The 23,337-nt window shown below is 69.8% G+C and carries 23 protein-coding genes and 1 tRNA gene; 13 read left to right on the forward strand and 11 right to left on the reverse strand.

Going from position 1 to position 23,337, the window contains the following annotated elements:
* Nucleotides 1–124 precede the first annotated feature (124 nt).
* Together FHP25_RS28980 and FHP25_RS28985 are read right to left on the reverse strand one after the other, a co-directional pair.
* Nucleotides 125–1,729: a sensor histidine kinase gene (locus FHP25_RS28980; protein ID WP_147850471.1), complete on the reverse strand. Its 1,605-nt coding sequence runs from the start codon at nt 1,727–1,729 to the stop codon at nt 125–127.
* Nucleotides 1,730–1,845: 116 nt separating this feature from the next.
* Nucleotides 1,846–2,574, reverse strand: a complete 729-nt coding sequence (locus FHP25_RS28985; RefSeq protein WP_147850472.1) for a response regulator transcription factor — start codon at nt 2,572–2,574, stop codon at nt 1,846–1,848.
* A gap of 186 nt (nt 2,575–2,760) precedes the next feature.
* Between FHP25_RS28985 and creD the strand changes: the two genes are divergently transcribed.
* Nucleotides 2,761–4,116, forward strand: coding sequence for a cell envelope integrity protein CreD (gene creD / locus FHP25_RS28990; RefSeq protein ID WP_147850473.1), 1,356 nt, complete (start codon nt 2,761–2,763; stop codon nt 4,114–4,116).
* Between the two features lie 221 nt (nt 4,117–4,337).
* Here creD and FHP25_RS28995 read toward each other — a convergent pair whose 3' ends face one another.
* The 3 genes from FHP25_RS28995 to FHP25_RS29005 all read right to left on the reverse strand — a co-directional run bounded on the left by FHP25_RS28995 (nt 4,338) and on the right by FHP25_RS29005 (nt 8,371).
* Complete coding sequence (locus FHP25_RS28995) at nt 4,338–6,164, reverse strand: ABC-F family ATP-binding cassette domain-containing protein (protein ID WP_147850474.1); 1,827 nt, start codon at nt 6,162–6,164, stop codon at nt 4,338–4,340.
* 364 nt (nt 6,165–6,528) lie between these two features.
* Nucleotides 6,529–7,302: a pentapeptide repeat-containing protein gene (locus tag FHP25_RS29000; protein WP_147850475.1), complete on the reverse strand. Its 774-nt coding sequence runs from the start codon at nt 7,300–7,302 to the stop codon at nt 6,529–6,531.
* Nucleotides 7,303–7,309: 7 nt separating this feature from the next.
* Nucleotides 7,310–8,371, reverse strand: coding sequence for a patatin-like phospholipase family protein (locus FHP25_RS29005; RefSeq protein WP_178133860.1), 1,062 nt, complete (start codon nt 8,369–8,371; stop codon nt 7,310–7,312).
* Nucleotides 8,372–8,725: 354 nt separating this feature from the next.
* On the opposite strand from FHP25_RS29005, the gene FHP25_RS29010 reads away from it, so the two are divergent.
* The 5 genes from FHP25_RS29010 (at nt 8,726) to FHP25_RS29030 (ending at nt 12,587) form a co-directional block, all read left to right on the forward strand.
* Nucleotides 8,726–9,175, forward strand: coding sequence for a low affinity iron permease family protein (locus FHP25_RS29010; protein WP_147850477.1), 450 nt, complete (start codon nt 8,726–8,728; stop codon nt 9,173–9,175).
* Nucleotides 9,176–9,265: 90 nt separating this feature from the next.
* On the forward strand, nt 9,266–10,420 hold the full coding sequence (locus FHP25_RS29015; RefSeq protein WP_178133861.1) for a cytochrome P450: 1,155 nt from the start codon (nt 9,266–9,268) through the stop codon (nt 10,418–10,420).
* A 59-nt stretch (nt 10,421–10,479) separates the two neighbouring features.
* Nucleotides 10,480–11,439, forward strand: a complete 960-nt coding sequence (locus FHP25_RS29020) for a hypothetical protein (protein WP_147850479.1) — start codon at nt 10,480–10,482, stop codon at nt 11,437–11,439.
* A gap of 10 nt (nt 11,440–11,449) precedes the next feature.
* On the forward strand, nt 11,450–11,785 hold the full coding sequence (locus FHP25_RS29025; protein WP_147850480.1) for a DUF1491 family protein: 336 nt from the start codon (nt 11,450–11,452) through the stop codon (nt 11,783–11,785).
* 130 nt (nt 11,786–11,915) lie between these two features.
* The gene (locus FHP25_RS29030; protein WP_147850481.1) at nt 11,916–12,587 is read left to right on the forward strand and encodes a hypothetical protein; all 672 of its coding nucleotides are present in this window, start codon (nt 11,916–11,918) and stop codon (nt 12,585–12,587) included.
* 72 nt (nt 12,588–12,659) lie between these two features.
* On the opposite strand, the gene rpe is transcribed toward FHP25_RS29030, so the two are convergent.
* Nucleotides 12,660–13,322, reverse strand: a complete 663-nt coding sequence (gene rpe, locus FHP25_RS29035) for a ribulose-phosphate 3-epimerase (RefSeq protein ID WP_147850482.1) — start codon at nt 13,320–13,322, stop codon at nt 12,660–12,662.
* A gap of 172 nt (nt 13,323–13,494) precedes the next feature.
* Here rpe and FHP25_RS29040 point away from each other — a divergent pair, with 172 nt between their 5' ends.
* Nucleotides 13,495–15,012 (forward strand): MFS transporter, encoded by a 1,518-nt coding sequence (locus FHP25_RS29040; protein ID WP_178133862.1) that lies wholly within the window; start codon nt 13,495–13,497, stop codon nt 15,010–15,012.
* 13 nt (nt 15,013–15,025) lie between these two features.
* On the opposite strand, the gene FHP25_RS29045 is transcribed toward FHP25_RS29040, so the two are convergent.
* From FHP25_RS29045 to FHP25_RS29060, 4 genes are all read right to left on the reverse strand, one after another.
* The gene (locus FHP25_RS29045; protein WP_147850484.1) at nt 15,026–16,009 is read right to left on the reverse strand and encodes an ABC transporter permease; all 984 of its coding nucleotides are present in this window, start codon (nt 16,007–16,009) and stop codon (nt 15,026–15,028) included.
* Nucleotides 15,999–16,934 (reverse strand): ABC transporter ATP-binding protein, encoded by a 936-nt coding sequence (locus tag FHP25_RS29050; RefSeq protein WP_147850485.1) that lies wholly within the window; start codon nt 16,932–16,934, stop codon nt 15,999–16,001. Before FHP25_RS29050 ends, FHP25_RS29045 begins: the two co-directional genes overlap by 11 nt.
* A 223-nt stretch (nt 16,935–17,157) precedes the next feature.
* Complete coding sequence (locus FHP25_RS29055; RefSeq protein ID WP_147850486.1) at nt 17,158–18,318, reverse strand: NEW3 domain-containing protein; 1,161 nt, start codon at nt 18,316–18,318, stop codon at nt 17,158–17,160.
* A gap of 198 nt (nt 18,319–18,516) precedes the next feature.
* Nucleotides 18,517–18,591, reverse strand: a tRNA-Gly gene (locus FHP25_RS29060).
* Nucleotides 18,592–18,787: 196 nt separating this feature from the next.
* On the opposite strand from FHP25_RS29060, the gene FHP25_RS29065 reads away from it, so the two are divergent.
* The 5 genes from FHP25_RS29065 (at nt 18,788) to FHP25_RS29085 (ending at nt 22,433) form a co-directional block, all read left to right on the forward strand.
* Entirely contained in the window at nt 18,788–19,549 is a 762-nt protein-coding gene (locus FHP25_RS29065; RefSeq protein WP_147850487.1) for an SDR family NAD(P)-dependent oxidoreductase, read from the forward strand.
* A 348-nt stretch (nt 19,550–19,897) separates the two neighbouring features.
* The gene (gene metK, locus FHP25_RS29070) at nt 19,898–21,184 is read left to right on the forward strand and encodes a methionine adenosyltransferase (RefSeq protein ID WP_147850488.1); all 1,287 of its coding nucleotides are present in this window, start codon (nt 19,898–19,900) and stop codon (nt 21,182–21,184) included.
* 218 nt (nt 21,185–21,402) lie between these two features.
* Nucleotides 21,403–21,804 carry a hypothetical protein gene (locus FHP25_RS29075; RefSeq protein ID WP_147850489.1) on the forward strand — a complete coding sequence of 134 codons (402 nt, stop codon included), beginning with the start codon at nt 21,403–21,405 and terminating at the stop codon, nt 21,802–21,804.
* A gap of 63 nt (nt 21,805–21,867) precedes the next feature.
* Nucleotides 21,868–22,107 carry a ribbon-helix-helix domain-containing protein gene (locus FHP25_RS29080; protein WP_147850490.1) on the forward strand — a complete coding sequence of 80 codons (240 nt, stop codon included), beginning with the start codon at nt 21,868–21,870 and terminating at the stop codon, nt 22,105–22,107.
* A gap of 2 nt (nt 22,108–22,109) precedes the next feature.
* Nucleotides 22,110–22,433, forward strand: coding sequence for a type II toxin-antitoxin system RelE/ParE family toxin (locus tag FHP25_RS29085; RefSeq protein ID WP_231712517.1), 324 nt, complete (start codon nt 22,110–22,112; stop codon nt 22,431–22,433).
* Between the two features lie 18 nt (nt 22,434–22,451).
* On the opposite strand, the gene FHP25_RS29090 is transcribed toward FHP25_RS29085, so the two are convergent.
* The gene (locus tag FHP25_RS29090) at nt 22,452–22,775 is read right to left on the reverse strand and encodes a hypothetical protein (RefSeq protein ID WP_178133863.1); all 324 of its coding nucleotides are present in this window, start codon (nt 22,773–22,775) and stop codon (nt 22,452–22,454) included.
* Nucleotides 22,776–23,004: 229 nt separating this feature from the next.
* On the opposite strand from FHP25_RS29090, the gene FHP25_RS29095 reads away from it, so the two are divergent.
* The gene (locus FHP25_RS29095) at nt 23,005–23,337 is read left to right on the forward strand and encodes a hypothetical protein (RefSeq protein ID WP_218578688.1); all 333 of its coding nucleotides are present in this window, start codon (nt 23,005–23,007) and stop codon (nt 23,335–23,337) included.

Below are 23,337 nucleotides of genomic sequence, written 5' to 3' on the forward strand. Positions count from 1 at the left end.
GTGGAAATTGTCGTGCGTGTGCGTCAATCACCGGGCCGCGGGCGCGTGGCGGCAGGGGAGGGCGGCGGGCGTAGCCGGCGTTGAGGACGGGGTCAAGGCGCCGCCTGTCGCGGCCCGGCGTGGGTCAGGCCGCGGCGCCGGTGTCGAGCGGCAGCGTCACCTCGAACGCTGCGCCGCGGTCGCTCGGCAGCAGGCGGATCGTGCCGCCGAAGGCCGCCAGCCGGCTGCGCACGATAGGCAGGCCCAGGCCGGTGCCGCCGCCATCGCGCGCGGTGGTGAAGAAGCGGTCGAAGACGCGGGCCTGGTTGCCGGCCGAGATGCCGGGGCCGTCATCGGCCACGGTCAGCACGATCACCGGCCCCTGGGTGCGCCATGCGACGTGCACCGTCGCGTCCGGCCCGGCGTGCTGGCGCACGTTGTCGAGCAGGTTCGTGAGCATGGCCACGATGCTGTCGGCATCGGCCTGCGCCACCAGGCCTGCCGCCGGCGCCTCGACGGCGATCTGCAGGCCCTTGCTGCGATAGCGCTCGACCAGCGGCGGAATGATCGTGTCCAGCGCCGCGCGCTCCTCGCCGGTGGGGCGCAGCGCATCGGCGCGCGCCAGGTCGAGCAGGCGCCGCGTCAGGCGCTCCAGCCGCTCGATGTCGCCGGCGAGGTTGTCGAGGAAGCGGTCGCGATCCTCGGGCGCCATGGCGGCGACGTCGTCGCGCAGCAGCTCGACCGTGCCGCGCATGGCGGCCAGCGGCGTCTTGAACTCGTGGCCGATCTCGGCGGCGAAATCGCGGATGTAGTCGGCGCGGTGCTCCAGGGTCTGCGCCATGGTGGCCAGCGAGGCCGACAGCTCGGCCACCTCGCGGGTGTAGCGGTGCGGCAGCGGCTGCACGGCGCCGCGCTCGCCGGCCGCCACGCGGCGCGCCTGCTCGACGGCGCCGCGCACCGGCCGGCTCACCGTGAGCGCCGTGAAGGTGGCCAGCGCGCCGCCGACCAGCAGCAGCAGCGCGCCCAGCGCCACCAGATGATAGCGCTTGCCGTAGAGCGCCTGGATCAGGGTGCGCGGCGTGCGCCGCAGCAGCACGGCGCCGAGGATGCGATCGCCGTCGATCACGGGGATCGCGACATGCACGCGCACGCCCCCGACACGGCTGAACGGCCAGGCGGGCAGGCCGGCATAGGACTCGGCCGGGCGCTCGCGCAGCACCGAGGTCGGCGCGCCGCGCAGGGCCTCGGCCAGCTCCTGCAGCGCCGCCAGCGACCCGCCTTCGTCGTCCTCGGTGCTGGCGACCACGATGCCGCGCGCATCGACGATCTGCATGCCGGCCAGGGTGTGGCGCTGCGCCGCCAGCAGCACGTCGCGCAGCGGCGGCCCGACGCGCAGCGCGACGGGCTCCGGCGGCACGCCCGGCGGCACGCCGTCGGGTGCCGGCGGCAGGATCGGATCGTCGGCCAGGTCGAGGCTGGCGGGAATCGGCTGCCAGCGGTCCTCGCTCGGCGCGCGCTGCGCCTGCGGCTGCTGCGACAGCGCCTCAGGCGGCGCGGCGGCCAGCCATGCGGCGCGGAACTGGGCAGCGATCAAGGCGGCCTGGCCGATCAGCTCCGACTCGGTCTGCCGCACCAGGGCGCTTTCGTAGACACGCAGGAACCAGATGCCGGCCAGCGGCAGCGCCAGCAGCGCCACATTCACCGCCAGCAGCATCGTCAGCAGGCGCGGCCGCCACCGCCGGTCGGTCATGGCCTTCGTCATAGGGCAGGGCCGCACCGCTCCAGCGGCGCTCTTTTCTGCGGCAGAAAATCAAAGAGGCGCCGGTGGAGCGGCGCGGCCCGACCGGCGGACATGGGCTGGCGGCGTCAGGGCGCTGGCGTCGCGGCGGCGAGCTTGTAACCGACACCGTGCACGGTCTCGATCGGCGCGCCGCCGGCAGCGGCCAGCTTGGCGCGGATGCGCCGCACATGGCTGTCGATGGTGCGGTCGCTCACGAAGCGGCGATCGTCGTAGGCGCGCTCCATCAGGTTGTCGCGCGTGAAGACCTTGCCCGGCCGCTCGGCCAGCGTGCGCAGCATCGCGAACTCGGTTGCCGTCAGCTCGATCGCGGCGCCGTCCCAGGTCGCGACATGGGCGTCGAGGTCGAGCGCCAGGAACCCGCGGCGCAGCACGCGATGCGGCGGCAGCTCGTCGGCGGCAGAGAGCGTGGCCGCCGGCGTGCCGATCACCGCGCCGTCGCGCCGGCGCAGCACCGCCTTGACCCGCGCCACCAGCTCGCGCGGGCTGAACGGCTTGGTGACGTAGTCATCGCCGCCCAGCTCCAGCCCCACGACACGGTCGATCTCGTCGTCCTTGGATGACAGGAAGATGATCGGTACCGCCGAGGTGGCGCGCAGACGGCGGCAGACCTCGGTGCCGTCCATCTCCGGCATCAGGATGTCGAGGACCAGCAGGTCGGGCTTCTCCTGCTCGGCTGCCTGCAGCGCCGCCGCGCCGTCGCCGGCCTCGGCCACAGCGTAGCCTTCCTTGCGCAGCGCGAAGGCCACCACGTCGCGGATATGTCGGTCGTCGTCGACCACCAGCACCTTGGGCATGGCCGCATTGTCCCCGCAGTTGGCGGCGAAAGGAAGGCCGCGCCGGGCGATGCACCTTTTTTGCACGACATTTCTGGCCGGATGCCACCGGCCGGACGGCGGGGCCGCACGCGGCCTGCGCATCTTCGGGGCTCGTCCTTCCGTCGGCGGCCCGTCGCGGAAGATCATGCCTGACCGGAGTTCCAGATGAGCGACACGTCCGTGCCACCGCCAGCCGGCGTCTGGGGCGCGCCGCCTTCCGGGCCCGCGCCGGCCCGTCGGCTGCCGCGGGCGTTGTTCGGGCGCCTGCCGCTGAAGGCGGCCGGGATGGCGCTGCTGGCGCTGGTCTACGCCCTGCCGCTGGCGCTGATCGCCGACCTCGTCGGCGACCGCTCGCGGCTGCTGGAGCGCACGCGCGAGGAGATCACCAGCTCGTGGGGCGGCATGCAGACCCTGGTCGGGCCGCTGCTGCTGATCCCGCACGATTCGGCGCGCGGCAAGGACGAGGCGGTGCTGCTGCCCGACCAGCTCGACATCGAGGCGGCGCTGGCGCCGCAGGTGCGCTACCGCGGCATGTTCGAGGCCGTGGTCTACACGCTGGACGCCACCATGCGTGGCCGCTTCCGCCTGGCGCCGGGCGGTGCCGGGACGCCCACGGGCTTGCGCTGGGAACGGGTGAAGCTGCGGCTGAGCGCCGGCGACCTGCGCGGCATCCGGCTCGATGCCGTGACGATCGACGGCCGGCCGGTCGCATTCGAACCGTCGGCGCAGGGCGAGAACGCGATCGACGCCGATATCGGCGCCATCGATCCGGCGCGCCTGGCCGAGGGCGTGCCGTTCGAGATCCGCCTGCGGCTCAACGGCAGCGAGCGCATCGGCTTCGTGCCCACCGGCACGCAGACCGACATCAAGCTCGCCGCCCCGTGGTCCGACCCGGGATTCTATGGCCGCTTCCGGCCGGTGGCGCAGCGTATCGGCGAAGGCCAGTTCGACGCGCACTGGCAGGTGTCGATCCTCAGCCGCGGCTTCGGCGCCATCGCCACCTCGGCCGACGACTCGCGCGACAAGCTGCTGCAGCGCCTCGGGGAAGCGGCCTTCGGCGTGCAGCTGGTGCAGCCGGTGACGCCCTATCGCGGCGTCGACCGCATGCTGAAGTACGGCCTGCTGATCGTGGGCTGCACCTTCGCGCTCTACCTCGCGTTCGAGATCGCCGGCCGCATCATCATCCATCCGATCCAGTACGCGCTCTCGGGCGCGGCGATGGCGCTGTTCCCGCTGCTGCTGCTGGCGGTGGGCGAGCATCTCGGCTTCACGCCGGCCTATGCCGCAGCCGCCGTCGTGGTGGTGATCCAGACCGCGCTCTACACCTGGCACGCCACCTTGCGGCCGGTGCTCGCGGCCTTGTTCGGCAGCGCGATCGCGGCCCTCTTCGCCTATCTCTACCTGCTGCTGCAGGCCGAAAGCTGGTCGCTGCTGGGCGGCAGCCTGGCCCTGTTCGCGATCCTCTCGGGCCTGATGTACGCCACGCGCAACATCGGACGGCGCGAGAGAGCGGTGCAATGACGATGTTGACTCGATTGTGGATCAGACGCTGGGGGCGCGCCACTCTGTGGCGCGTCCTCGTGTCAGGCCAACTTGTCTCATCCCGAGAGTTTGTGATTTTTATCTTCCCCCTCCGGGGGAAGGAATAAGTCACACACTTCGAGCGAAGCGAGGGATCTCTTGAAAATCGAGACTCCATCCGCAAGAGATCCCTCGCTTCGCTCGGGATGACAGTCTGTTCGCTAACCCGCCAATTCCTCCCGCAGCATCTCCAGCTCCAGCCATTCGTGCTCGGCGGTATCGAGCTCGGCCTGCGCCGCGGCGAGCCGTGCGGTCTTGGCTGCGAACGCGGCGGCATCGCGGCGGTAGAGGTCGGGATCGGCCAAGGCGCCGGACAGCGCCGCGATCTCGGCCTGCAGCGCGTCGATCGTCCTGGGCAGCGCGTCGAGCTGGCGCTGCTGCTTGCTGTTGAGCTTGCGCGGCTTGCGCTCCGGCGCGGCGCGCGGCGGCTTGGGCGCCGCGGTCGCCGCTGTGCTTGCCGGTACGACAGCCGGCGCCGCCGGGCGCGGTCCGCGCTGCAGCAGGTAGTCGCTGTAGCCGCCGGCATACTCGATCGCGCTGCCGTCGCCTTCCAGCGCGATGGTCGAGGTCACCACGCGGTCGAGGAAGTCACGGTCGTGGCTGACCAGCAGCACGGTGCCGTCGTAGTCGGCCAGCGTCTCCTGCAGCAGGTCGAGCGTGTCGGCGTCGAGGTCGTTGGTGGGCTCGTCGAGCACCAGCAGGTTGGAGGGCGCCGCCAGCGCCTTGGCCAGCAGCAGCCGGTTGCGCTCGCCGCCCGACAGCACGCCTACCGGCTGGCGCGCCTGCTCGTCACGGAACAGGAACTGGCGCATGTAGCCCACGACATGCTTGGGCTGGCCCTGCACCAGGATGTGGTCGTTGCGGTCGGCCAGCGTCTCCCACACCGTGCGGGACGGATCGAGCGCGGCCCGGCGCTGGTCGATCACGACGGGCTGCAGGGTGGGGCTGCGGCGCACGCTGCCGGCGTCGGGCTCCAGCTCGCCGATCAGCATGCTCAGCAAGGTGGTCTTGCCGGCGCCGTTGGGCCCGATGATGCCGACGCGGTCGCCGCGCAGGATGCGGGTCGAGAACGGCTTGAGGATCGTACGCTCGCCGTAGCGCTTGGTGATGCCCTTGGCCTCGATCGCGAGCGTGCCCGAGGCCGTCGCCGCGCCGGCCTCCATGACGACGCGGCCGGTCTGGCCGATCTGGCTGCGCCGCGTCTCGCGCAGCTCGCGCAACCGGCGCATACGGCCCTCGTTGCGCGTGCGCCGGGCGCGGATGCTGGTGACCGACCAGGCGGTCTCGGTCTCGATCAGGCGGTCGAGCTTCTGCCGCTCCACGGCCTCGCGCGCCAGGATGTCCTCCGACCACGCGTCGAAGCGGTCGTAGCCCTCATCCAGCCGCCGGATGATGCCGCGGTCCAGCCACAGCACGGCGCGCGCGAGGTTGGTGAGGAAGCGCCGGTCGTGGCTGATCAGCACGAAGCCGCCGCGCCACGCCTCCAGGGTCTGCTCGAGCCATTCGATGGTGGGCAGGTCGAGGTGGTTGGTGGGCTCGTCCAGCAGCAGGATATCGGGATCATCGATCAGCGCCCGCGCAATCGCGGCACGGCGGCCCTCGCCGCCCGACAGCGAGGCGGTGTCGCGGGCGCCGTCGAGCCGGATCGTCTCCAGCCACTGCGCGACACGGTAGTCGTCGGCGCCGACCGTGCCGTGTGCATCACCGAGGCTGCCGGCGAGGTAGGCCGCGACCGTCGGCGCGATGCGCAGATCCGGCTCCTGCGCCAGGCAGGCGACGCGAGCGCCGGGCTGGACAAAGCGCTCGCCGCCATCGGGCGCCAGCAGGCCGGCAGCGATACGCATCAAGGTGGACTTGCCGGCGCCGTTACGGCCCACCAGGCAGAGCCGCTCGCCGCGCCCGACGCCAAACGACGCGCCGTCCAGCACGGCCTGGTCGGCGAGGCTATAGCGTATGTCGCGCAGCGCGAGGAGGGGTGGGGCAGCCATGGCAGGAGCGGGAGGGAAGGGGCGCTGTCATGCCCCGGCCCCGTGGCCAAGGCAAGGCGAAGTTCCAAGCTGTCATGCGGACTGCAGCGAGGATCTGACGCGGGGCGAAGCGCCGTTTCGCAAAAGATCCCCCGCTTCGCTCGGAGCGCGTGACTTTATCCTTCCCCCGGAGGGGGAAGGTGGCGCGAAGCGCCGGGAGGGGGATGCCGCAACGGATTCGAAGCCAGGTTGATGGAGCGAATCCGCTCGAACATCCCCCATCCGCCCCTGACGTTTCGACGCGAAGCGTCGAAACGTCATTTCGGGGCACCTTCCCCCTCCGGGGGAAGGATAAAATCACAAACGCTCGGGATGACAGCTTGGTTCATATGTCCTCGCTGGCGTCGATCACGACACCGAGCTCGCTCAGCAATGCCGATTGCTGCTCGGGCGAGATGCGCAGGCGCGTGAAGGCCTTGAGCACCAGCAGATCCAGGCCGCCGAGCTCGGCGCCGCGCAGGTCCGCGTTCGCCAGGTCGGCGCCGACCCAGCGCACGCCGGCGAGGTCGGCGTTGCGGAACACTGCGTCCACCAGATTGGCCTGCGACAGATCGGCGCCGACCAGGGAGGTGCCGGTGAAATCGGCGCCTTCGAGATGGGCGCGCTGCAGGTCGACATTGCGCAGGCGGCAATTGCGGACCGTGGCCTCGGTCATCATCACCTTGCGCGAATAGGATTTGCTGAAGGTCGAGCCGGTGAAGCTGGCGCCCGACAGCTCGCAGCCCTCGAGCGCGACGCCGTAGAGGTTGCAGCGCTCGAAGACGGCCTGCGGCAGGCGGCACTCCTTGGCCGACAGGCGCTGGAACGTGACGTTGCGGAAGCGCACCGACTCGCGGCCGGCGGCGATGAAGGCGCAGCGCGCCAGCGTGGCGTCGGTGAAATCGCAGCTCTGGAACGTGCAGGCGGTGAAGGTCGTGTCCGACAGCGCGGCGGCAACGAAGAGGCAGTCGCGGAACACGACGCCCTCGAAGCGGCCGCGGCGGATGGCGAGGTCCGACAGGTCGAGCCCGTCGAGCTGCGCATCGCGCGCTTCGGGCGCGTCCAGGACGGCATCGCGGGACAGGCTGGAGCGCTGCCAGCCGCTGGTGATCTCGGGCATGGCGCCCTCACGTCGATGGAACGAGGCGCTCCGTCTCTACCGCATCGGCAAACGACCGCGCCAGCCAGTCATCGGCGGCAGCACGGCCGGCATCGCGCAGGCGCAGCAGGAACGGCCAGTCGAGGTCCATCGGGCTGGTGCGGTCGAGCGCGGCGAACGCGTTTTCGGCCGCGATGTGGTGCAGGCGCAGCCGGCGCAGCCGTCGCGCCATCGGCGAGAACAGCGCCAGCGTGCGGCCGTAGATCGACCCCAGCGTCGCCAGCGCCTCGAGCTCGCGCACCAGCGGCGTGTTGAACGTGATCTCGTTCAGGCGGCGCACGATCTGCGGCGATGTCGTGGGCAGCACCTCGCCTTGCATGGGCGTGAGCTGCACGATCAGCAGATGCGGTGCGCTGGATGCGGCGATCAATGACAGCAGCGGCGGGTTCGCGGTGTAGCCGCCGTCCCAGTACCAGTCGCCATCGACCTCCACGGCGCGATGCAGCAGCGGCAGGCAGGTTGAGGCCAGCAGCGCGTTCAGCGACAGGTCGCGCTCCGTGAACAGCCGCGTGCGGCCTTCGTTCACGCGCGTGGCGGCGATCAGCAGGCGCAGGGGCGGCGCGCGGCGCAGCGCCTCGAAGTCGACCGCCTCGGCCAGGATGTCGCGCAGCGGGTTGAGGTCCAATGGATTGGTCTGGTAGGGCGAGAACAGGCGGCTCGTCAGGTCGAGCGCCATGCGCACGGCGCCGGTGAACGGCGGCTGCACGAAAGACTCGGCCACCGGGTTGAACGAGCCGCGCGTGCTGGCCTGGCGCCAGAAGCGCGCCAGCGCCTCGCGCGCCGCCGCGCGGCCACCCCGCGCCAGGCCGGACGCCATCACCACCGCGTTCACCGCGCCGGCGCTGCTGCCGCTGGCGGCATCGATGATGATGTCCTCGTCCTCCAGGAGGCGGTCGAGCACGCCCCAGGTGAAGGCGCCGTAGGAGCCGCCACCCTGCAGCGCGATGGCCAGCCGCCGGATGCGTGATGACGGACGGCACCGGTCCGCCCATTGCTGCAGGGTCGTGGAAACAAGTTGTCGGACCGCCATCGCCACCACTTGTGCATTGCAGCATATGGGATCAAGGCCTGCATCATTTTTATAAGTCTTTGATATTTCTTGATCATGACTGATTTTCGCCACGTCTTGCATGCCGTGGCGGCGGTGCGAGGGCAGGTGGATTGTTGCATCGCATCATGGCGGCTGAAAAGAAAAACCCCGCCTCGGGGGCGAGGCGGGGCGAGTGTTGGGGGTTCGGGAGACACGGGGGCCCTTGGAGAGGCCCCACAAACGAACGTGCCAAAGTCCGTCAGGTTCCCGCGGCCTGGAAAGGCGACAGTCGATTCAAGGAACGGGCAGGGTGGGCCAGCGTTCTTCTTCGTTGCTGACGAAGGAGATGCTGTCATGACGCGGCCCGGGAAGTCGGCGGACTGGTTCTCGCGCTTCGCAACCCGGGTCGCGCACACGGTCGGCCGACCGGTGGTGTTCGCGCTGGCCTGCATCGCGGTGGTGGCCTGGGCCGCGATCGGTCCCTTTGTCGGCTTTTCGGATGTCTGGCAGCTCACGATCAACACCGGCACCACCATCGTCACCTTTCTCGTCGTCTTCCTGATCCAGAACACGCAGAATCGCGATTCCGCGGCGGTCCAGATCAAGCTCGACGAGCTGCTGCGGGCAACGGCCGAGGCGCACAACTCGCTGCTCAACCTCGAGGAGCTGTCCGAGCAGGACATCGAGACGTTCCGGCAGCGCTACATCCGGCTGGCGTCGATGGCGCGCAAGAAAGGCATCCCCGAGATCGAGGTCGATGCCGAGGAACGGGCCACCGACGAAGCAGCCCCAGCCCGCAGGTGATCGCTTCGACTGGCGCCGAAGCGATGGCGCGTGACCGCGCGACGGCGGCGGCGACAATGATGCCCGTCGCTTCATGCAGGAATGCCGCCGATGCTGCCGCCAGCCGACCCGATCGCCGCCGTCACGCACGCCGATCCATACGACTACTACGCCGGGCTCGTGGCGCGCCGGCCGCTGTACCATGACGAGGCGCTGGGCATGTGGGTCGCCAGCAGCGCCGCTTCGGTCACATCAGTGCTGGGCAACGCGCAGGTGCGGGTGCGTCCGCTTGCCGAGAAGGTGCCGGCGGCGCTGCAGGAGACCCCGGCCGGCGACATCTTCGGCCGCCTCGTGCGCATGAACGACGGCGCCAGCCATTGTCCGTTCAAGCAGGCCATCGCCGCGACGCTGCAGTCGATCGATGCAGCCCGTGTCGCATCGCTGGCCGATCATTGGGCGCACCGGCTGGCGGGCACGCGGTCGCTGAACGATTTCATGCCGGCGTTGCCGGTCCATGTCGTGGGCAGCCTGCTGGGCGTGGCCGACGATGCCATGCCGGCGCTGGCGCAGGACGCGGGCGATTTCGTGCGCGGCATCGCGCCGGTGGCCGATGCCGCGCAGCGGGCATGCGGCGCGGGCGCCGCCGCTGCCCTGCTGGCGCTGTTCCGTCGCCTGCTGGCGGCGCAGGAGATGGGCGGTGACGGCTTGCTGATCCGCCTGGCCCACGTGGCGCGCGAGTTCGGCCGCGCCGATGAGGCCGTGGTCATCGCCAACGGGATCGGCTTCCTGTCGCAGGCCTACGAGGCCACCGCCGGGCTGATCGGCAACACCCTGGTCGCCCTGGCGCGCCATCACGATGCGCGGGCACAGGTGGCGCAGGATGCAAGGCAATTGAGTGGCGTGATCTGGGAGACGCTGCGCGCCGATCCGCCGGTGCAGAACACGCGGCGCTTCGTGGCCGATGACGGCGTCGTCGCCGGGCAGCGGATGCGGCGCGGCGATGCGATCCTGGTCGTCCTGGCGGCCGCCGGCCGCGATCCGGCCGCCAACGCCGAGCCCGCCCGGTTCGACACCGCGCGCCAGGACCGGCGTCTCTTCACCTTCGGCGCGGCGGTTCATGCCTGTCCCGGCGAGCGCATCGCGGCTGCGATCGCGCAGGCCGGCGTGGCGCGCCTGCTCGCGGGCGGCGTGCGGCCGGAAGCGCTGCTGCAGGGCATGACCTATCGCCCGTCGGGCAATGTCCGCATGCCGCTGTTCGCCGATTGACGGCGCGGCGAGGGCATCGCCGGTTCCCTCAAGCGCTTCGGCATCGCTATAGTCGCTCGATGCTCGAGGTGGTCACCGGTGCCTGGTCCATCGCGTCGGCGATCCGCCGGCTGCGACGGCGGCTGGCCGGCTTGCCGGTGCGCGGCGTGTCGATCACCTGGCACGGCGGCGGCGCGGTGCGCGGCGACATCGTGTGGCTGCGCGAGGAGGGCTTCTGGTGGCGCCACGACAATCTGCGCCATCCCGGCCGGCACAGCCTCATGTTCGGCCACGCGCCGCAGATCCCGTCGTTGAGCGAGAGCGCGACATGCGAGATCAACCTGCCGGCCAAGGGCGCCGACCGGCGCCTGGCCGGGGCGCTGGTGCGCGACGACGCGGGCCATCTCTACCTGGCGCATAGCGGCAAGATCGGCGGCGGCCGCGCCGGGCGGCATCGCCAGGCGTTCCGCGCCTTCCTGGCCGGCGCGTCATGGCGGGCGGTGCGCTGGCCCGATGGCCGGCAGGGCGAGCTGCTGCTGATCGCGCCGATCGAGGGGCCGCGGCTGGTGCGTCAGATCGGCCGCTTCGTGCAGGCCGTGCACCGCTACAAGCAGCAGGACGGCGATGGCGATGCCTTGCCGCTGCCGGCCGCCTGGGTGGCGCCGCAGGACGCGGGCCTCGTGGATCTGGAGCCGCCGGCGGCCGCCTGCGATCGCGGCCTGCTGCTGGACGCGCTGGGCGAGGCGCTGGTCCGGCACGGCCTGGCCGGCAATGCCCCGCCGCTGTTCGCTGCGGATGGTCACGATAGGCGCGTGATCGAGCTCGTCACCGAAACCTCGGCCGCGGCGCTGGAGCACCGGCTGGGCCGGCTGCTGCTGCGCAACGCCCAGGCCGGCGCCGCGGCGCAGCCCGTCCTGGTGGTGCCGGACGCGGCGGCGTCGACGCTGGCGGCGCTGTCGCAGCACGGGGTGACGCTGGTGCGCTACCGCTGGCGCGGCGCCCGGCCCGTTTTCGTTGGTCTGGAGGCGGCGCTGGGCTAAGGATCGCGCCATGGCAATGGGATTGACGACCGGGCTGTGGATCTCGGCGCAGGTGCGGCTCTGCGACCGGCGCAACATCGCCGCCTATGTTGCGCGCCGCGGCGATCCCGATGCCGGCTCGGTGCTGATCAAGGTCGTGCGCTTCGCCGCCGGCACCGTGGTCTACGCCCCCGCCAATGCGCTCGACGAGGAGCCGACCTGGACGCGCGCGACCGGGCCGACCCCCGTGCCCGAGCCCGACGCCGATGCCTATATTGCCCGCCAGGTGGCGCGTGACCCCGATCTATGGGTGCTGGAGATCGAGGACCACAAGAACGAGTGGCTCCCCGATGGCCGGGTGCTGTAGTACTCCGCTACCATAGTCACGGATTTGACACAGAAAAAATGATTGTAAATCCGTTATTTACCGCTTAACGTTCATCTAAATATCAGTGGCGCGGCAAATTTTGGCAGGCGCCCGTCACCCTGGTGCTGTGATGAACGAGATCCCCTCCTCGGCCGTCACCGCCGCCTACGCCGTCCTGACCACCTCGACCGAGGCTGGTGTCGGCGCGATGGCGGCTTCCGGTATTGCTGGTTCGGCAACCGATGCCGGCGGCTTCGACCGCGCCGACCTGCTGGCGCTCGACGACGCGCCGCTGGACCTGCTGCTGCGCGCCATCGGCCTGGTCGAGATCGCGCCGCGTCCCGATGTGCCGATCTATGCCGCCGAAAGCCCGGGCGACTGGTGCGGCGTGGCGCACGATGCCGTGCGGCTGGCGCGGCTGTCGGTGCCCGGCATGGACCTGGTGTTCGATGGCGCCGGCGCCGGCGTGCACATGGCCGCGGGCGTGGATTTTGTTGCCGACCCTGCCGATATGCTGGCGGGCGCCGCGAGCCTGGCCGATCCGCTGGTGGCGCTGGGCCCGCTGGGTGCCGAGGAAGCCGCGTCGTTCCCGCCCGGGCATCACGACGCGCCGGTCCATGTCGACGTGGTGGCCGATGACGTGGCGGCCGACGACGCGGCGCGCATTGACCTCGGCGCCCCGGACGTGCGGGCGCCTGAGCTGTCCTGGCTGGCGGCCGTCAACGACCATGGCCTGCATGTCGGCGAGGCCTGGGCCTGGAGCGACCTCAAGGGCGGCTACGTCTTCGACCATTACGTCTGAGCCGGCGCGCCCGTCTTCACCCACTGTCATCCCTCGCTGCGCTCGGGATGACAGTGAGGGAAGGGATGACGACTACGGCCCGCGCAGCGCGGCGATGTTGGTGGCATAGCGCTTGGGGCCGCCGCGGAAGACGGCGGTGCCGGCCACCAGCATGTCGGCGCCGGCGGCGACGACCTGGCGGGCCGTCTCGGGCGTGATGCCGCCATCGACCTCCAGGTCGATGGCGCGGCCCGAAGCGTCGATCATGCGCCGCAGCGTCGCGATCTTGGCGAGCTGGCTCTCGATGAAGCTCTGGCCGCCGAAGCCGGGATTGACGCTCATCACCAGGATCACGTCGATGTCGCCGATCATCGGCTCGACGGCGCTGACCGGCGTTCCCGGGTTCAGGACCAGGCCGGCCTTCCTGCCCAGCGACTTGATGAGCTGCACGGTGCGGTGCGGATGCGGCCCGGCCTCGGGGTGGAACGAGATGATGTCGGCGCCGGCCTCGACGAAATCGGGCACGTAGGGATCGACCGGCGCGATCATCAGATGCACGTCGAACGGCTTGTGCGAATGCGGCCGCAGCGCCTTCACCACGCCCGGGCCGATGGTGATGTTGGGCACGAAGTGGCCGTCCATCACGTCGACATGGATGAGGTCGGCGCCGGCGGCGGTGATGACCGCGACATCGCGGCCCAGCGCCGCGAAATCGGCTGACAGGATCGAGGGGGCGATGCGGACCGGCTGCTGCATGACGGCTCGGTATCAGCCCGCCGACCGCGAGACAAGGCCGGGGTGCGCGGCCTGTCCGCAGACATCTTTCCACGCCGCGCCCAGTTGATCCGGGCCGGGCCCCTTCCAAGGTCTGACGCAGGGCTGAGCAATTCATTGCATGCCGCCGGCGACATTCGATGTGAGGAAGCGCGTGGCTGACCACGAGATTCGTGCCAGCGAGATCCAGGCCGACGCCACTGCTGCGGATGCCGCCGCTGGGGGGACCACCGGCCGTGACCGCACCCTGCGCCTGGTCCTGTATGACGGGCTGGCCAGCGAGGCGATGGGCACGCTGACCACGGGCGTGTTCCTGGCCGGGCTTGCCGTCGAGATCGGCGCCAGCAATGCGGCCATCGGGCTGCTGGCCGCGGTGCCGTTCGCCGTGCAGCTGCTGCAGCTTCCCGCCGTCGTGCTGGTCGAGCGGCTGCGCGCGCGCCGCGCCATCTGCACCTGGTCCGCCGGCATCGGCCGCTGCTTTCTGCTCGGCGCGGCGGTGACGCCGCTGCTGGGGGCCGCAGGCGGCATGGCGGCACTGATCGCATTGCTGGCGCTGCACCAGGCCCTGGCGGCGATCGGCGGCTGCGCCTGGAACTCGTGGATGCGGGACCTGGTGTCCGCGGCCGAGCATGGCCGGTTCTTCGGCCAGCGCACGGCCGCCACCACGGCCCTGGCGATCGCGCTGGCGTTCCTCGGCAGCTTCGTGATCGACACCTGGAAGGGCGCCCTGCCAGACCATCCGGCCCTTGGCTATTCGGTCCTGTTCGTGCTCAGCGCCTTGATCGGCCTGTTCGGCGTCTACCTGCTCAGCATCACGCCGGACCAGCCGATGGTGCCGGTCGACAAGCGCCTGCACCCGTTCGAGATGCTGTCGGCGCCGTTTCGCGACCAGAACTTCCGGCGCCTGATCATCTTTCTGTCGTCATGGAACTTCGCCGCCAACCTCGCGGCGCCGTTCTTCAGCGTCTACATGCTGAAATCGCTGGGCTACGGCATGACCACGGTCATGACCCTGACCATCGTTAGCCAGCTCAGCAATCTTGCCGCGCTCGGCCTCTGGGGCGCCTTGATCGACCGGTTCAGCAACAAGGCGCTGCTGCGTGTCTGCGCGCCGCTGTTCCTGGCCTGCACCTTGGCCTGGAGCCTGACCGGCCTGCCCTGGCTGCAGCCGCTGACGATCTATCTGCTGCTCGCGATCCATGTGCTGATGGGCATCGCCACCGCCGGCATGGCGCTGGCTTCCAACAACATCGCCATGAAGCTGTCGCCGACCGGCCAAGCGACGGCCTATCTGGCGGCCAACAGCGTGACGACGGCGTCCTTCGCTGCGGTGGCGCCGGTGATCGGCGGCCTCTGCGCCGACTTCTTCGCGGCGCACGAGCTGACGCTCGCCTTCACCTGGAAGGGCGCCGATGCGGCGCTCACCGTGCAGGTGCTGAACTTCCACGCCTGGACATTCTTCTTCGGCCTGGCGTGCGTGGCCGGGCTCTATTCCCTCCACCGCCTGACCTTCGTGCAGGAGACGGCGGGCTCGACCGACCCGCTGGTCCTGCGCCACCTGCTGCTGGAGGCGCGGCGCTCGATGCACAGCCTGTCGAGCGCCGCCGGCCTGCTGCGCATCGTGCGCGGGCCGCTGTCGCTGCTGCGGCCGGCCAACCGCAACGCCGGCTGACGGCGCCCGCCGGCTAGGCGCGCACTTCCTGGCGCTGGAAGGCGATGTAGGCGACGGCGAACACGCTGATGACGATCGCGATCAGGGTCGTGATCTGCGGCCAGGCCAGCAGCAGGCTCTCGTTGAGCGGCAGGGTGGCGCCGCGCACCATGCCCTGCAGCTGGCTGAGCATGCCGACGGTGGGCGTGCGCAGGATGGCGGCGTCGGTCTGCGGCTGCAGCACCACCATGGCGGCGTCGCTGAAAAGCCCGCTGGGCGAGATGCGCGACAGGCCGAAGAACCAGTCGATCTGGGAATCGCTCAGCAGGCCGACGCGGTTGGCCAGCGGATCCGGTGTCGCGACGAGCGCCGCGATCGACGGCACCAGCATCGGCCACACGATCACCAGGAACAGCCACAGCCCCAGCGCGCACAGCGCCGAGGTCGCCGTCGAGCGGAAGATCACCGAGAACAGCATCGCGATCGCCAGCCACACCCCGGCCAGGGTGATGGCGATGATCAGGAAGGCGATGCCGCGCGTCACCTCCTCGCTGCTCGGCGGCACGCCCATGGTGAGCAGGCCGATGCCGATGATCAGCAGCCACAGGGCGGTGAGTCCGGTGGCCAGGGTGCACAGCCCGGCCAGGAACTTGCCCAGCAGCAGCGCATCGCGATAAATCGGCTGCGCCAGGATCCGGCTCATGGTGCGGCGGTTGAACTCGCTGTTGACCGCATCGAATCCCAGCCCGATCGCCAGCAGGGGGATGACGATGGCGAGCGCGCCCAGCAGCGAGGGCACGGCGCTGTCCTCCTGCTGGTAGAGGAACAGGTTCAGGAACAGGAAGTCGTCGCGCTGGATGGTCTTGCGCACGTTGTAGATCGCCAGCGCCGTGAAGCCGACGCCGATGAGCACCACCAATATCTCGAGCACGCGCATGCGCACGCTGCCGAGGTGATCGGCGTATTCCTTGAGGAAGACGACGCCGACCCCGGTGAAAGGCGAACCCTCACGCCGCATCCTTGTGCTCCTCGAAATAGCGGGTGTAGATCGCTTCCAGGCTGGGCTCGGCGGTCGCCAGCCGCTGCAGCCGGCCGCCGCCCTGCACGATCGCCTGCGCGACCTCGGCCATCACGTCGCGGTCGGCGGTCAGCTTCCAGCCGCGGCCGTCGCGCTCGACCTTCTGGACACCGGCGACGCCGCGCAGCCGGGCCTCGACGTCGACGCCATCGGCCTCGACATGCGCGGCATGGCCCGCGCCCAGCACCTGCTGGCCCAGCGCCTTGACGGTGCCCTGCATGGCGATGGCGCCGCGGTTGAACAGCGCGACGCGGTCGCAGATGCTCTGCACGCGGTCGAGCAGGTGCGAGGACAGCAGCACGGCCACGCCGTCGGCCTTCAGGTCGCGGATCATGTCCAGGAGCTCGAGGGTCGCGTGCGGGTCCAGCCCCGAGGTCGGCTCGTCGAGGATGGCGATCTCGGCGCCCTTGGCGATGATCTCGGCGATGCCCAGGCGCTGGCGCATGCCGCGGGAATAGGTGCCGACGCGCTTGTCGAGCACATCCGACAGGCGCACGCGCGCGATCGCCTTCTCGATGCGGGCAATAGCCTCGGCGCGCGGCATGCCGGCCAGGCGCAGCGTGTAGAGCAGGTTCTCGCGCGCCGACAGGTTGTCGTAGAAGCCGACCGCGTCGGGCAGGTAGCCGACCCGGCGCTTCACGGCCAGCGGGTTGCGGACGGGATCCTCGCCCAGCACGCGCACCGTGCCGCCGTTGGACTCGGTGAGCCCCAGCACCATCAGGATGGTGGTGGTCTTGCCGGCGCCGTTGGGCCCCAGCAGGCCGAAGATCTCGCCGCGCTGGATGTCGAGGTCGATGCCGGCCACGGCCACGGCGCGGCCGTAGTCCTTGCGCAGCCCGCGTATCTCGATGACGGTGTCGGTCATGATGTCCACTCATGACCCTCTCCGCCCGCGCAGCGGGGGGAGAGGGAGGGGCCCACGCGAAGCGTGGGAGGGTGAGGTGGGTGTCGGTGTGGGACGGGACCGTCAGAGCGAGGCTGTTGTCGTAGCGCGACCCACCTCACCCTCCCATGCCTTCGGCATGGGCCCCTCCCTCTCCCCCCGCCAAGCGGGCGGAGAGGGGGCATGGCTGCACCCCTCATCACCGTCACCGCCGGCCGAAGCGGGCGACGGCGCCGACCAGGACCAGCAGCGCGACGGCGATGATGCCGACGCCCGTTATGCCCCACAGCGTCGAGGTGGCGACCGTGATGCGGAAGTCCGACGAGACGCTGTCGCCCTTGGTGCTGGCGCGCAGCGTGCTCTGGTAGTCGCCGGCCAGCGCCTTGTTGAAGGGCGTCAGGGTGGCCACCACTTCCTTCTTCTCGCCCGGGCCCAGCTTGTCGACGGTCTTGGGGTTGAACTCGATCTTCCAGTTCTGCGGCACGGTGCCGCTGAGCTCGATCTCCTCGGCCGCGGCCGTGCCGTCGTTGCTGAGCACCAGCGCCAGCTGCGACGCCGAGCCGGCCTGCGCCTCGGCCGACAGGCGGCCGTCCTTGCCGGTCAGCCGCAGTGTGGGCGTGCCCTGCACCAGCAGGGTCACCTGGGCCTGGGCGCTGGCGCCGTCGGCCTCGGCCCGGATGCGTGCCGGGTAGGAGCCGGCGGCGACGTCGCGCGGCAGCTTGATGGCGACCTTGATCTCCTTGCTCTGGCCCGCCTCGATCGGGATCGAGCTCAGCTCGTTGGCGCCGTAGGCCTCGGTGAAGGTAGCCGTGAAGCCCTTCTGCATGTCGGCGCCGAAGCGCACGATGGCGTCCTTGCCCGAATCGTTGCTGACCGTGAAGGTGTAGTCGAAGGTCGATTTGGGCGTGCCGCGCAGCTCGGGCAGCTTCACCTTCATCGACAGCTTGGCCGCCACCTCGCCGCCGATGCCCAGGGTCATGGGCAGCTCGGTCGTGGCGCCGGCGGTCTTGGCCTGGATCACGATCGGGTAGCTGCCCGGCGCCGCCTTGGCCGAGGCCTCGACCCGCAGGCTCAGGGACACGCTCTCGTTGCTGCCCGGCATGGCCGAGGTCACGGGCTGGCCGCCGCCCAGCAGGTCGACCTTCCAGCCCTGGGGCACGCCCGTCACCGACAGGCTCACCACCTCGGGCGGCAAGCCGGCGTTCTGCAGCTTGACCCGAACGGTCGTGATCTCGCCGGCGCGCGCCGTGGCCGAGGGGAAGTCGGTGGTCAGCCACAGGCCCTTGGGAGGATCCGCCGCCAGCGCAGCGGGGCTGGCGAGCCCCAGGACGGCGGCGAACAGCAGCGACAAGGTGGCGGTACGCATGACGTCTCCCGACGGTTTCACGACTCGATCAAGACCAGGGACGCGATCCTTCGTGAAAAGGAACCGCGCGGGCGGAGGAACTGCTTAGGGAAAATGCCGGTGTCGGATCAAGCCCGCAGATGGGTTTGACGCGAAAGTCATCTCGCGACCGCGAAGGCGCGGCGATCCGCCGTCCGAAGGAGGAACGTATCGGGAAGATGGAGCGGGCGACGGGATTTGAACCCGCGACCCTCGGCATGGGAGGCCGATGCTCTACCACTGAGCTACACCCGCGCACCGGCGCCACTATAGGCGCTGGCGCGTCGCCACTCCAGTGGCGCGTCAGCCTTTTTGCGCGGCCATCGCTTCTGCCCGGCGGGTGGCACGCGCCGTCCGGCCCGCCTGCAGCGAGCCGTCGCCACTCCTTGACTGATCTGCTACAAGCCGCGGGCATTTTCGCGGGGCCATCAGCTACGAAAGGGGAATACCCATGGATGTCAAGGGCCAGGCTGCCATCGTCACGGGCGGTGCTTCGGGATTGGGCGGCGCGACCGCCAGTGCGCTGGCGGCGGCCGGTGCCAAGGTTGCGATCTTTGACCTGCAAGAGGAACTGGGCCAAAAGAAGGCAGCCGAGATCGGTGGCGTATTTGTGAAGTGCAATGTCGCCGACGCGGCCTCGGCCGAGGCCGCGGTGAAGACCGCGGTCGAGAAGCTGGGCGCGCCGCGGGTGGCGGTGAACTGCGCCGGCATCGGCCGTGCCGCCCGCACCATCTCCAAGAACGGGCCACATGCGCTGGAGATGTTCGCCCAGGTCATCAACGTGAACCTGATCGGCACCTTCAACCTCATCCGCCTGGCGTCGTGGGAGATGTCCAAGGCCGAGCCGCTGGCCGGCGGTGAACGCGGCGTCATCGTCAACACCGCCTCGGTGGCGGCGTTCGACGGCCAGATCGGCCAGGCCGCCTACTCGGCGTCCAAGGGCGGCGTCGTCGGCATGACCCTGCCGATCGCGCGCGACCTCGCCTCGATCGGCGTGCGCGTCTGCACCATCGCGCCCGGCCTGTTCCTGACGCCGATGATGATGGGCCTGTCGGAGGAGGCGCAGAAGAGCCTCGGCGCGCAGGTGCCGTTCCCGTCGCGCCTGGGCGATCCGTCGGAGTATGCGGCGCTCGCCATGCACATCGTGCAGAACGCGATGCTCAACGGCGAGGTGATCCGGCTCGACGGCGCCATCCGCATGGCGCCGAAGTAGGACTTCCTCCCCACGCAGTGGGGAGGTGCCCCCGATAGGGGGCGGAGGGGACCCCACGTGGTCTCCGTTACAAAGATCTCGTCGGCTCCCCCTCCGCCCTTCGGGCACCTCCCCCAACTGCGTTGGGGGAGGGTCACCGGCTGGTCACCACCGCCGCCACCGAACTTTATGTGAAGGCCCTTGATTTTCCGGCGGTTTGGCTCTTTCTAGGGTCGCCGCGCCGGGCCTCCGGTGCGGTCGCGGGGAGTTCGGGACCCCTTGCCGCCGCGTCACCACAGGCTAAGCGGTCGTACGGCGCTTCGCCGGCCGATCACCCCGGTCCAGAACGAGAAGAAGGAGTGACGCGCCGTGGCGCTCAAGGACTATCTCTTCACCTCCGAATCGGTTTCCGAAGGCCATCCGGACAAGGTCTGCGACCAGATCTCCGACGCCATCCTCGACGCCTTCATCACCAACGACGTGAAGCTGGGCATCGAGGACAACAGCGCCGTCAACACGCGGCTGGGCTGCGAGACGCTGGCGACCACGAACAAGATCGTGATCGCCGGCGAATGCCGGGCCCAGGACCCGTACATGCGCAAGTACCGCGGCCAGGCCGTGATGAACCGCGAGCTGATCGCCCAGGTGGCGCGCGACGTGGTGCGCGACATCGGCTACGAGCAGGACGGCTTCAGCTATGACGGCGCCGACATCGAGGTGCTGCTGCACGGCCAGTCGCCCGACATCGCCATGGGGGTCGACGCCAGGGTGGGCGGCGACAACCTCGGCGAGCAGGAGGGCGCCGGCGACCAGGGCCTGATGTTCGGCTTCGCCTGCACCGACAGCGAGGTCTACGAGCAGGGCTCGTACATGCCGGCCCCGATCTACTTCTCGCACAAGATCCTGAAGGTGCTCTCCGAGAAGCGCCGTTCGGGCGAGCTGCCCGACCTGCTGCCCGACGCCAAGAGCCAGGTCACGGTGCGTTTCGTCGACGGCAAGGCCGTGGGCGCCACCAAGGTGGTCGTCTCTACGCAGCACCGCGAGAAGGACAAGGGCGGCACGACGTACACGTCCGGCATGGTCAAGGAGATGATCCGCAAGGCGGTCGCCTCGGCGCTGCCGGACGGCTGGATGCCCGGGACGGACACGGACTTCCTGGTCAACCCGACCGGCAACTTCGTGGTCGGCGGCCCCGACGGCGATTGCGGGCTCACCGGCCGCAAGATCATCGTCGACACCTACGGCGGCTACGCGCCGCATGGCGGCGGCGCCTTCTCGGGCAAGGACCCGACCAAGGTCGACCGCTCGGCCGCCTACGCCGCGCGCTATCTCGCCAAGAACGTCGTGGCGGCGGGCCTCGCGGATCAGTGTGTGATCCAGGTCGCCTATGCCATCGGCGTCGCCGATCCGATGTCGCTCTATGTCGACACGCGCGGCACCGGCAAGGTCGACGAACGCCAGCTGGAGAAGGTGCTGGCTGAAATCTTCCCGCTGCGGCCGACCGCGATCCGCCGCGGCCTGCAGCTCAACAAGCCGATCTACCGCCGTACTGCCGCCTACGGCCATTTCGGCCGCAAGCCCGAGACGGACGGCGGCTTCTCCTGGGAGCGCACCGACCTGGTGCCCGAGTTGAAGCGCGCCTTCGGCGGCAAGTAAGCCGCCGCTCTCCCGGTGGGAATATGGAAGCAGCCGGGCGGTGCCCGGCTGCTTTGCGTTCGGGCCTGCCGGGAGCGTGCCGCTGAAGCGGCTCGCACTGGCGGGCGGAACCCGCCGGCGCAGGTCACGTTTGTCGGAAAACAGCCGCCGCATTGCCCCAAAACCGACAAGAGCAGCCGCAATAACATCGCCGCCAACCAGAACGACCTCCCGGGACAATGAGCACGACCCCCTCCCTCAAGGCCTTTATCATCACCGCCGGCACGCTCGCGCTCGCCGGCTGCGGCGGCTCGCTCGGTGATATCCTGCCCGGCCAGGGCTCGCGCCGCGGCGCGCCGCCACCACCGCCATCGTCGTCCAGCCTCACGCCGGCCGATCCGCCGGTGACCGAGGCCCGCATCTGCGACCTCGCCAAGCAGGCCGTGCGCGAGGCGATGAACGTGCCCCAGCTGCGCGGCGAGACCTGCTCGGCCACGCACACGCGCCCCGGCGAGTGGCAGGCCAAGGTGAACTTCATGTCCGGCAGCGAGCAGCAGACCTACCGGGTCGCCCTGCAACCGCACCGCCAGCGCCAGGAGTGGGGCGTCCTCGACCTCACGCCGGAGACCACCAGCAGCTGACGGCGCCGGCGCATGGCGCGGCGTGCCTTGCCAAAATTTGACGGGGCTCTTACGGTTTCTGTCATGAGCACGATGAACATATCCTTGCCGGACGCGCTCAAGGCCTTCGTCGATGAGCAGGTTGCTGCTCGCGGCTATGGCACCAGCGGCGAGTATGTGCGCGAGCTGATCCGCAAGGACCAGGATCGTCAGAGGCTGCGAGGCCTGCTGCTCGAAGGCGCAGCATCTGCTCCCACGTCGCCGACAGGCGAGACCTTCTTTGAAGATCTACGCAAGCGGGTACGCCGGCGCGACCCCACGTGAGCATGAAGCCGATCATCCCGCGTGAAAGAGCCAGGCGGGATATCGATGATGCTGTTGACTACTTCTTGAGGGAAGCCGGCGAGGAAGCAGCGCTCGGCTTCATCGCCGCCCTCGAGCAAGCGTGGTGGCACATTGCGCGCCATCCAGCGAGCGGATCGCCCCGGTATGCCCACGAATTGGATATGCCGGGTCTCAGGTCCTGGAGGCTGAAACGCTATCCATACCTGGTGTTCTTCATAGAGCGCGCCGACCATGTTGACGTATGGCGTGTCCTGCACGTCAAACGTGACGTTCCGGCGTGGATGCGTGAAGCACAGGACATCTGAGCGCGCTCCTCGGCGTCCCTACTCGCAGACGAAGCTGTAGTTGTCGTCGCCGAGCGGACCGGTGATGCGGCCGCTCTTGCCGTATTTGCGGCAGTGCTTCAGGGCCGCTTCCTGGGCATCCATGGCATCGCTGCTCTTGAGGACGCCGCCGGTGGCGCCGGCCTGGACGCTGGGGCCGCCGCACGCCGCCAGCGACAGCAGCAGGCCGGCGGCGGCGAGGCCGCAGGCCCAGCGGCGCAGGCCTGTCGCCGCCGGCGCCCCTGCCAGCGCGCCACCTGCGGCCCTGGCAGGGCCCGGGTTTTTCGGCGCGTGTTGCATGGCGTCATTGGCGAGATGCGGCATCCTGGCCTCCTGTCGTGTGATCCAATCCTCGCGATACAACGCACGACCGCGCCGATGGCTGCAGTGACAATCCTGGGGCCGCCGCGCGGTGGACGTGGACCTTCGAGGGCGAATTTGTCGTGGATCGACGCAGGCCGCGGAAAGCTCGACCTGCTGCAATCGGCTTGAACTGCCTTCCGCCGCTGACTACGTTAGACAAAATCCATTTTTGTTGAACATGGGGTCTACCATGACGAAGGTTGCGGGCGGGAAGCCTGGACGAACGACAAAGCACGGCGGAGCCGCAGCTGGGGGCGTGATCGGGCGGGACAGCCGGACTGGCCGCTTTGAAGCCGTCATGCGGGCTGCCGAGCGATCCGGCTTGCTGAAGGACAAGAGCAGCCGCATCGCCGGCAGGGTGAGTCCGGCGCTCGTCAGGCAGGCCAAGAAGCACACCGGCATCACGACCGATACCGACCTGATTGAGTTCGCTCTCGCGAACATCGCGCTGGAAGACAATTTTGCCGAGACGTTCAGGGCCGCGCGAGGCAGGGTCGACGCCGGATTGAAGCTCGGCTTCTGA

The sequence above is a fragment of the Vineibacter terrae genome (assembly GCF_008039615.1).
Lineage (GTDB): Bacteria > Pseudomonadota > Alphaproteobacteria > Reyranellales > Reyranellaceae > Vineibacter > Vineibacter terrae.

Coding starts and splice junctions, on each gene's coding strand:
- FHP25_RS29065 (WP_147850487.1), top strand. CDS start 18,788: ATGGATGTCAAGGGCCAGGCTGCCATCGTCACGGGCGGTGCTTCGGGA.
- FHP25_RS29010 (WP_147850477.1), top strand. CDS start 8,726: ATGACGCGGCCCGGGAAGTCGGCGGACTGGTTCTCGCGCTTCGCAACC.
- FHP25_RS29005 (WP_178133860.1), bottom strand. CDS start 8,371: ATGGCGGTCCGACAACTTGTTTCCACGACCCTGCAGCAATGGGCGGAC.
- FHP25_RS29050 (WP_147850485.1), bottom strand. CDS start 16,934: ATGACCGACACCGTCATCGAGATACGCGGGCTGCGCAAGGACTACGGC.
- FHP25_RS29085 (WP_231712517.1), top strand. CDS start 22,110: ATGAAGCCGATCATCCCGCGTGAAAGAGCCAGGCGGGATATCGATGAT.
- creD (WP_147850473.1), top strand. CDS start 2,761: ATGAGCGACACGTCCGTGCCACCGCCAGCCGGCGTCTGGGGCGCGCCG.
- FHP25_RS29045 (WP_147850484.1), bottom strand. CDS start 16,009: ATGCGGCGTGAGGGTTCGCCTTTCACCGGGGTCGGCGTCGTCTTCCTC.
- FHP25_RS29000 (WP_147850475.1), bottom strand. CDS start 7,302: ATGCCCGAGATCACCAGCGGCTGGCAGCGCTCCAGCCTGTCCCGCGAT.
- FHP25_RS29095 (WP_218578688.1), top strand. CDS start 23,005: ATGACGAAGGTTGCGGGCGGGAAGCCTGGACGAACGACAAAGCACGGC.
- FHP25_RS29080 (WP_147850490.1), top strand. CDS start 21,868: ATGAGCACGATGAACATATCCTTGCCGGACGCGCTCAAGGCCTTCGTC.
- FHP25_RS29020 (WP_147850479.1), top strand. CDS start 10,480: ATGCTCGAGGTGGTCACCGGTGCCTGGTCCATCGCGTCGGCGATCCGC.
- FHP25_RS29075 (WP_147850489.1), top strand. CDS start 21,403: ATGAGCACGACCCCCTCCCTCAAGGCCTTTATCATCACCGCCGGCACG.
- FHP25_RS29030 (WP_147850481.1), top strand. CDS start 11,916: ATGAACGAGATCCCCTCCTCGGCCGTCACCGCCGCCTACGCCGTCCTG.
- FHP25_RS28995 (WP_147850474.1), bottom strand. CDS start 6,164: ATGGCTGCCCCACCCCTCCTCGCGCTGCGCGACATACGCTATAGCCTC.
- rpe (WP_147850482.1), bottom strand. CDS start 13,322: ATGCAGCAGCCGGTCCGCATCGCCCCCTCGATCCTGTCAGCCGATTTC.
- FHP25_RS29025 (WP_147850480.1), top strand. CDS start 11,450: ATGGCAATGGGATTGACGACCGGGCTGTGGATCTCGGCGCAGGTGCGG.
- FHP25_RS29015 (WP_178133861.1), top strand. CDS start 9,266: ATGCTGCCGCCAGCCGACCCGATCGCCGCCGTCACGCACGCCGATCCA.
- FHP25_RS28985 (WP_147850472.1), bottom strand. CDS start 2,574: ATGCCCAAGGTGCTGGTGGTCGACGACGACCGACATATCCGCGACGTG.
- FHP25_RS28980 (WP_147850471.1), bottom strand. CDS start 1,729: ATGACCGACCGGCGGTGGCGGCCGCGCCTGCTGACGATGCTGCTGGCG.
- FHP25_RS29055 (WP_147850486.1), bottom strand. CDS start 18,318: ATGCGTACCGCCACCTTGTCGCTGCTGTTCGCCGCCGTCCTGGGGCTC.
- FHP25_RS29090 (WP_178133863.1), bottom strand. CDS start 22,775: ATGCCGCATCTCGCCAATGACGCCATGCAACACGCGCCGAAAAACCCG.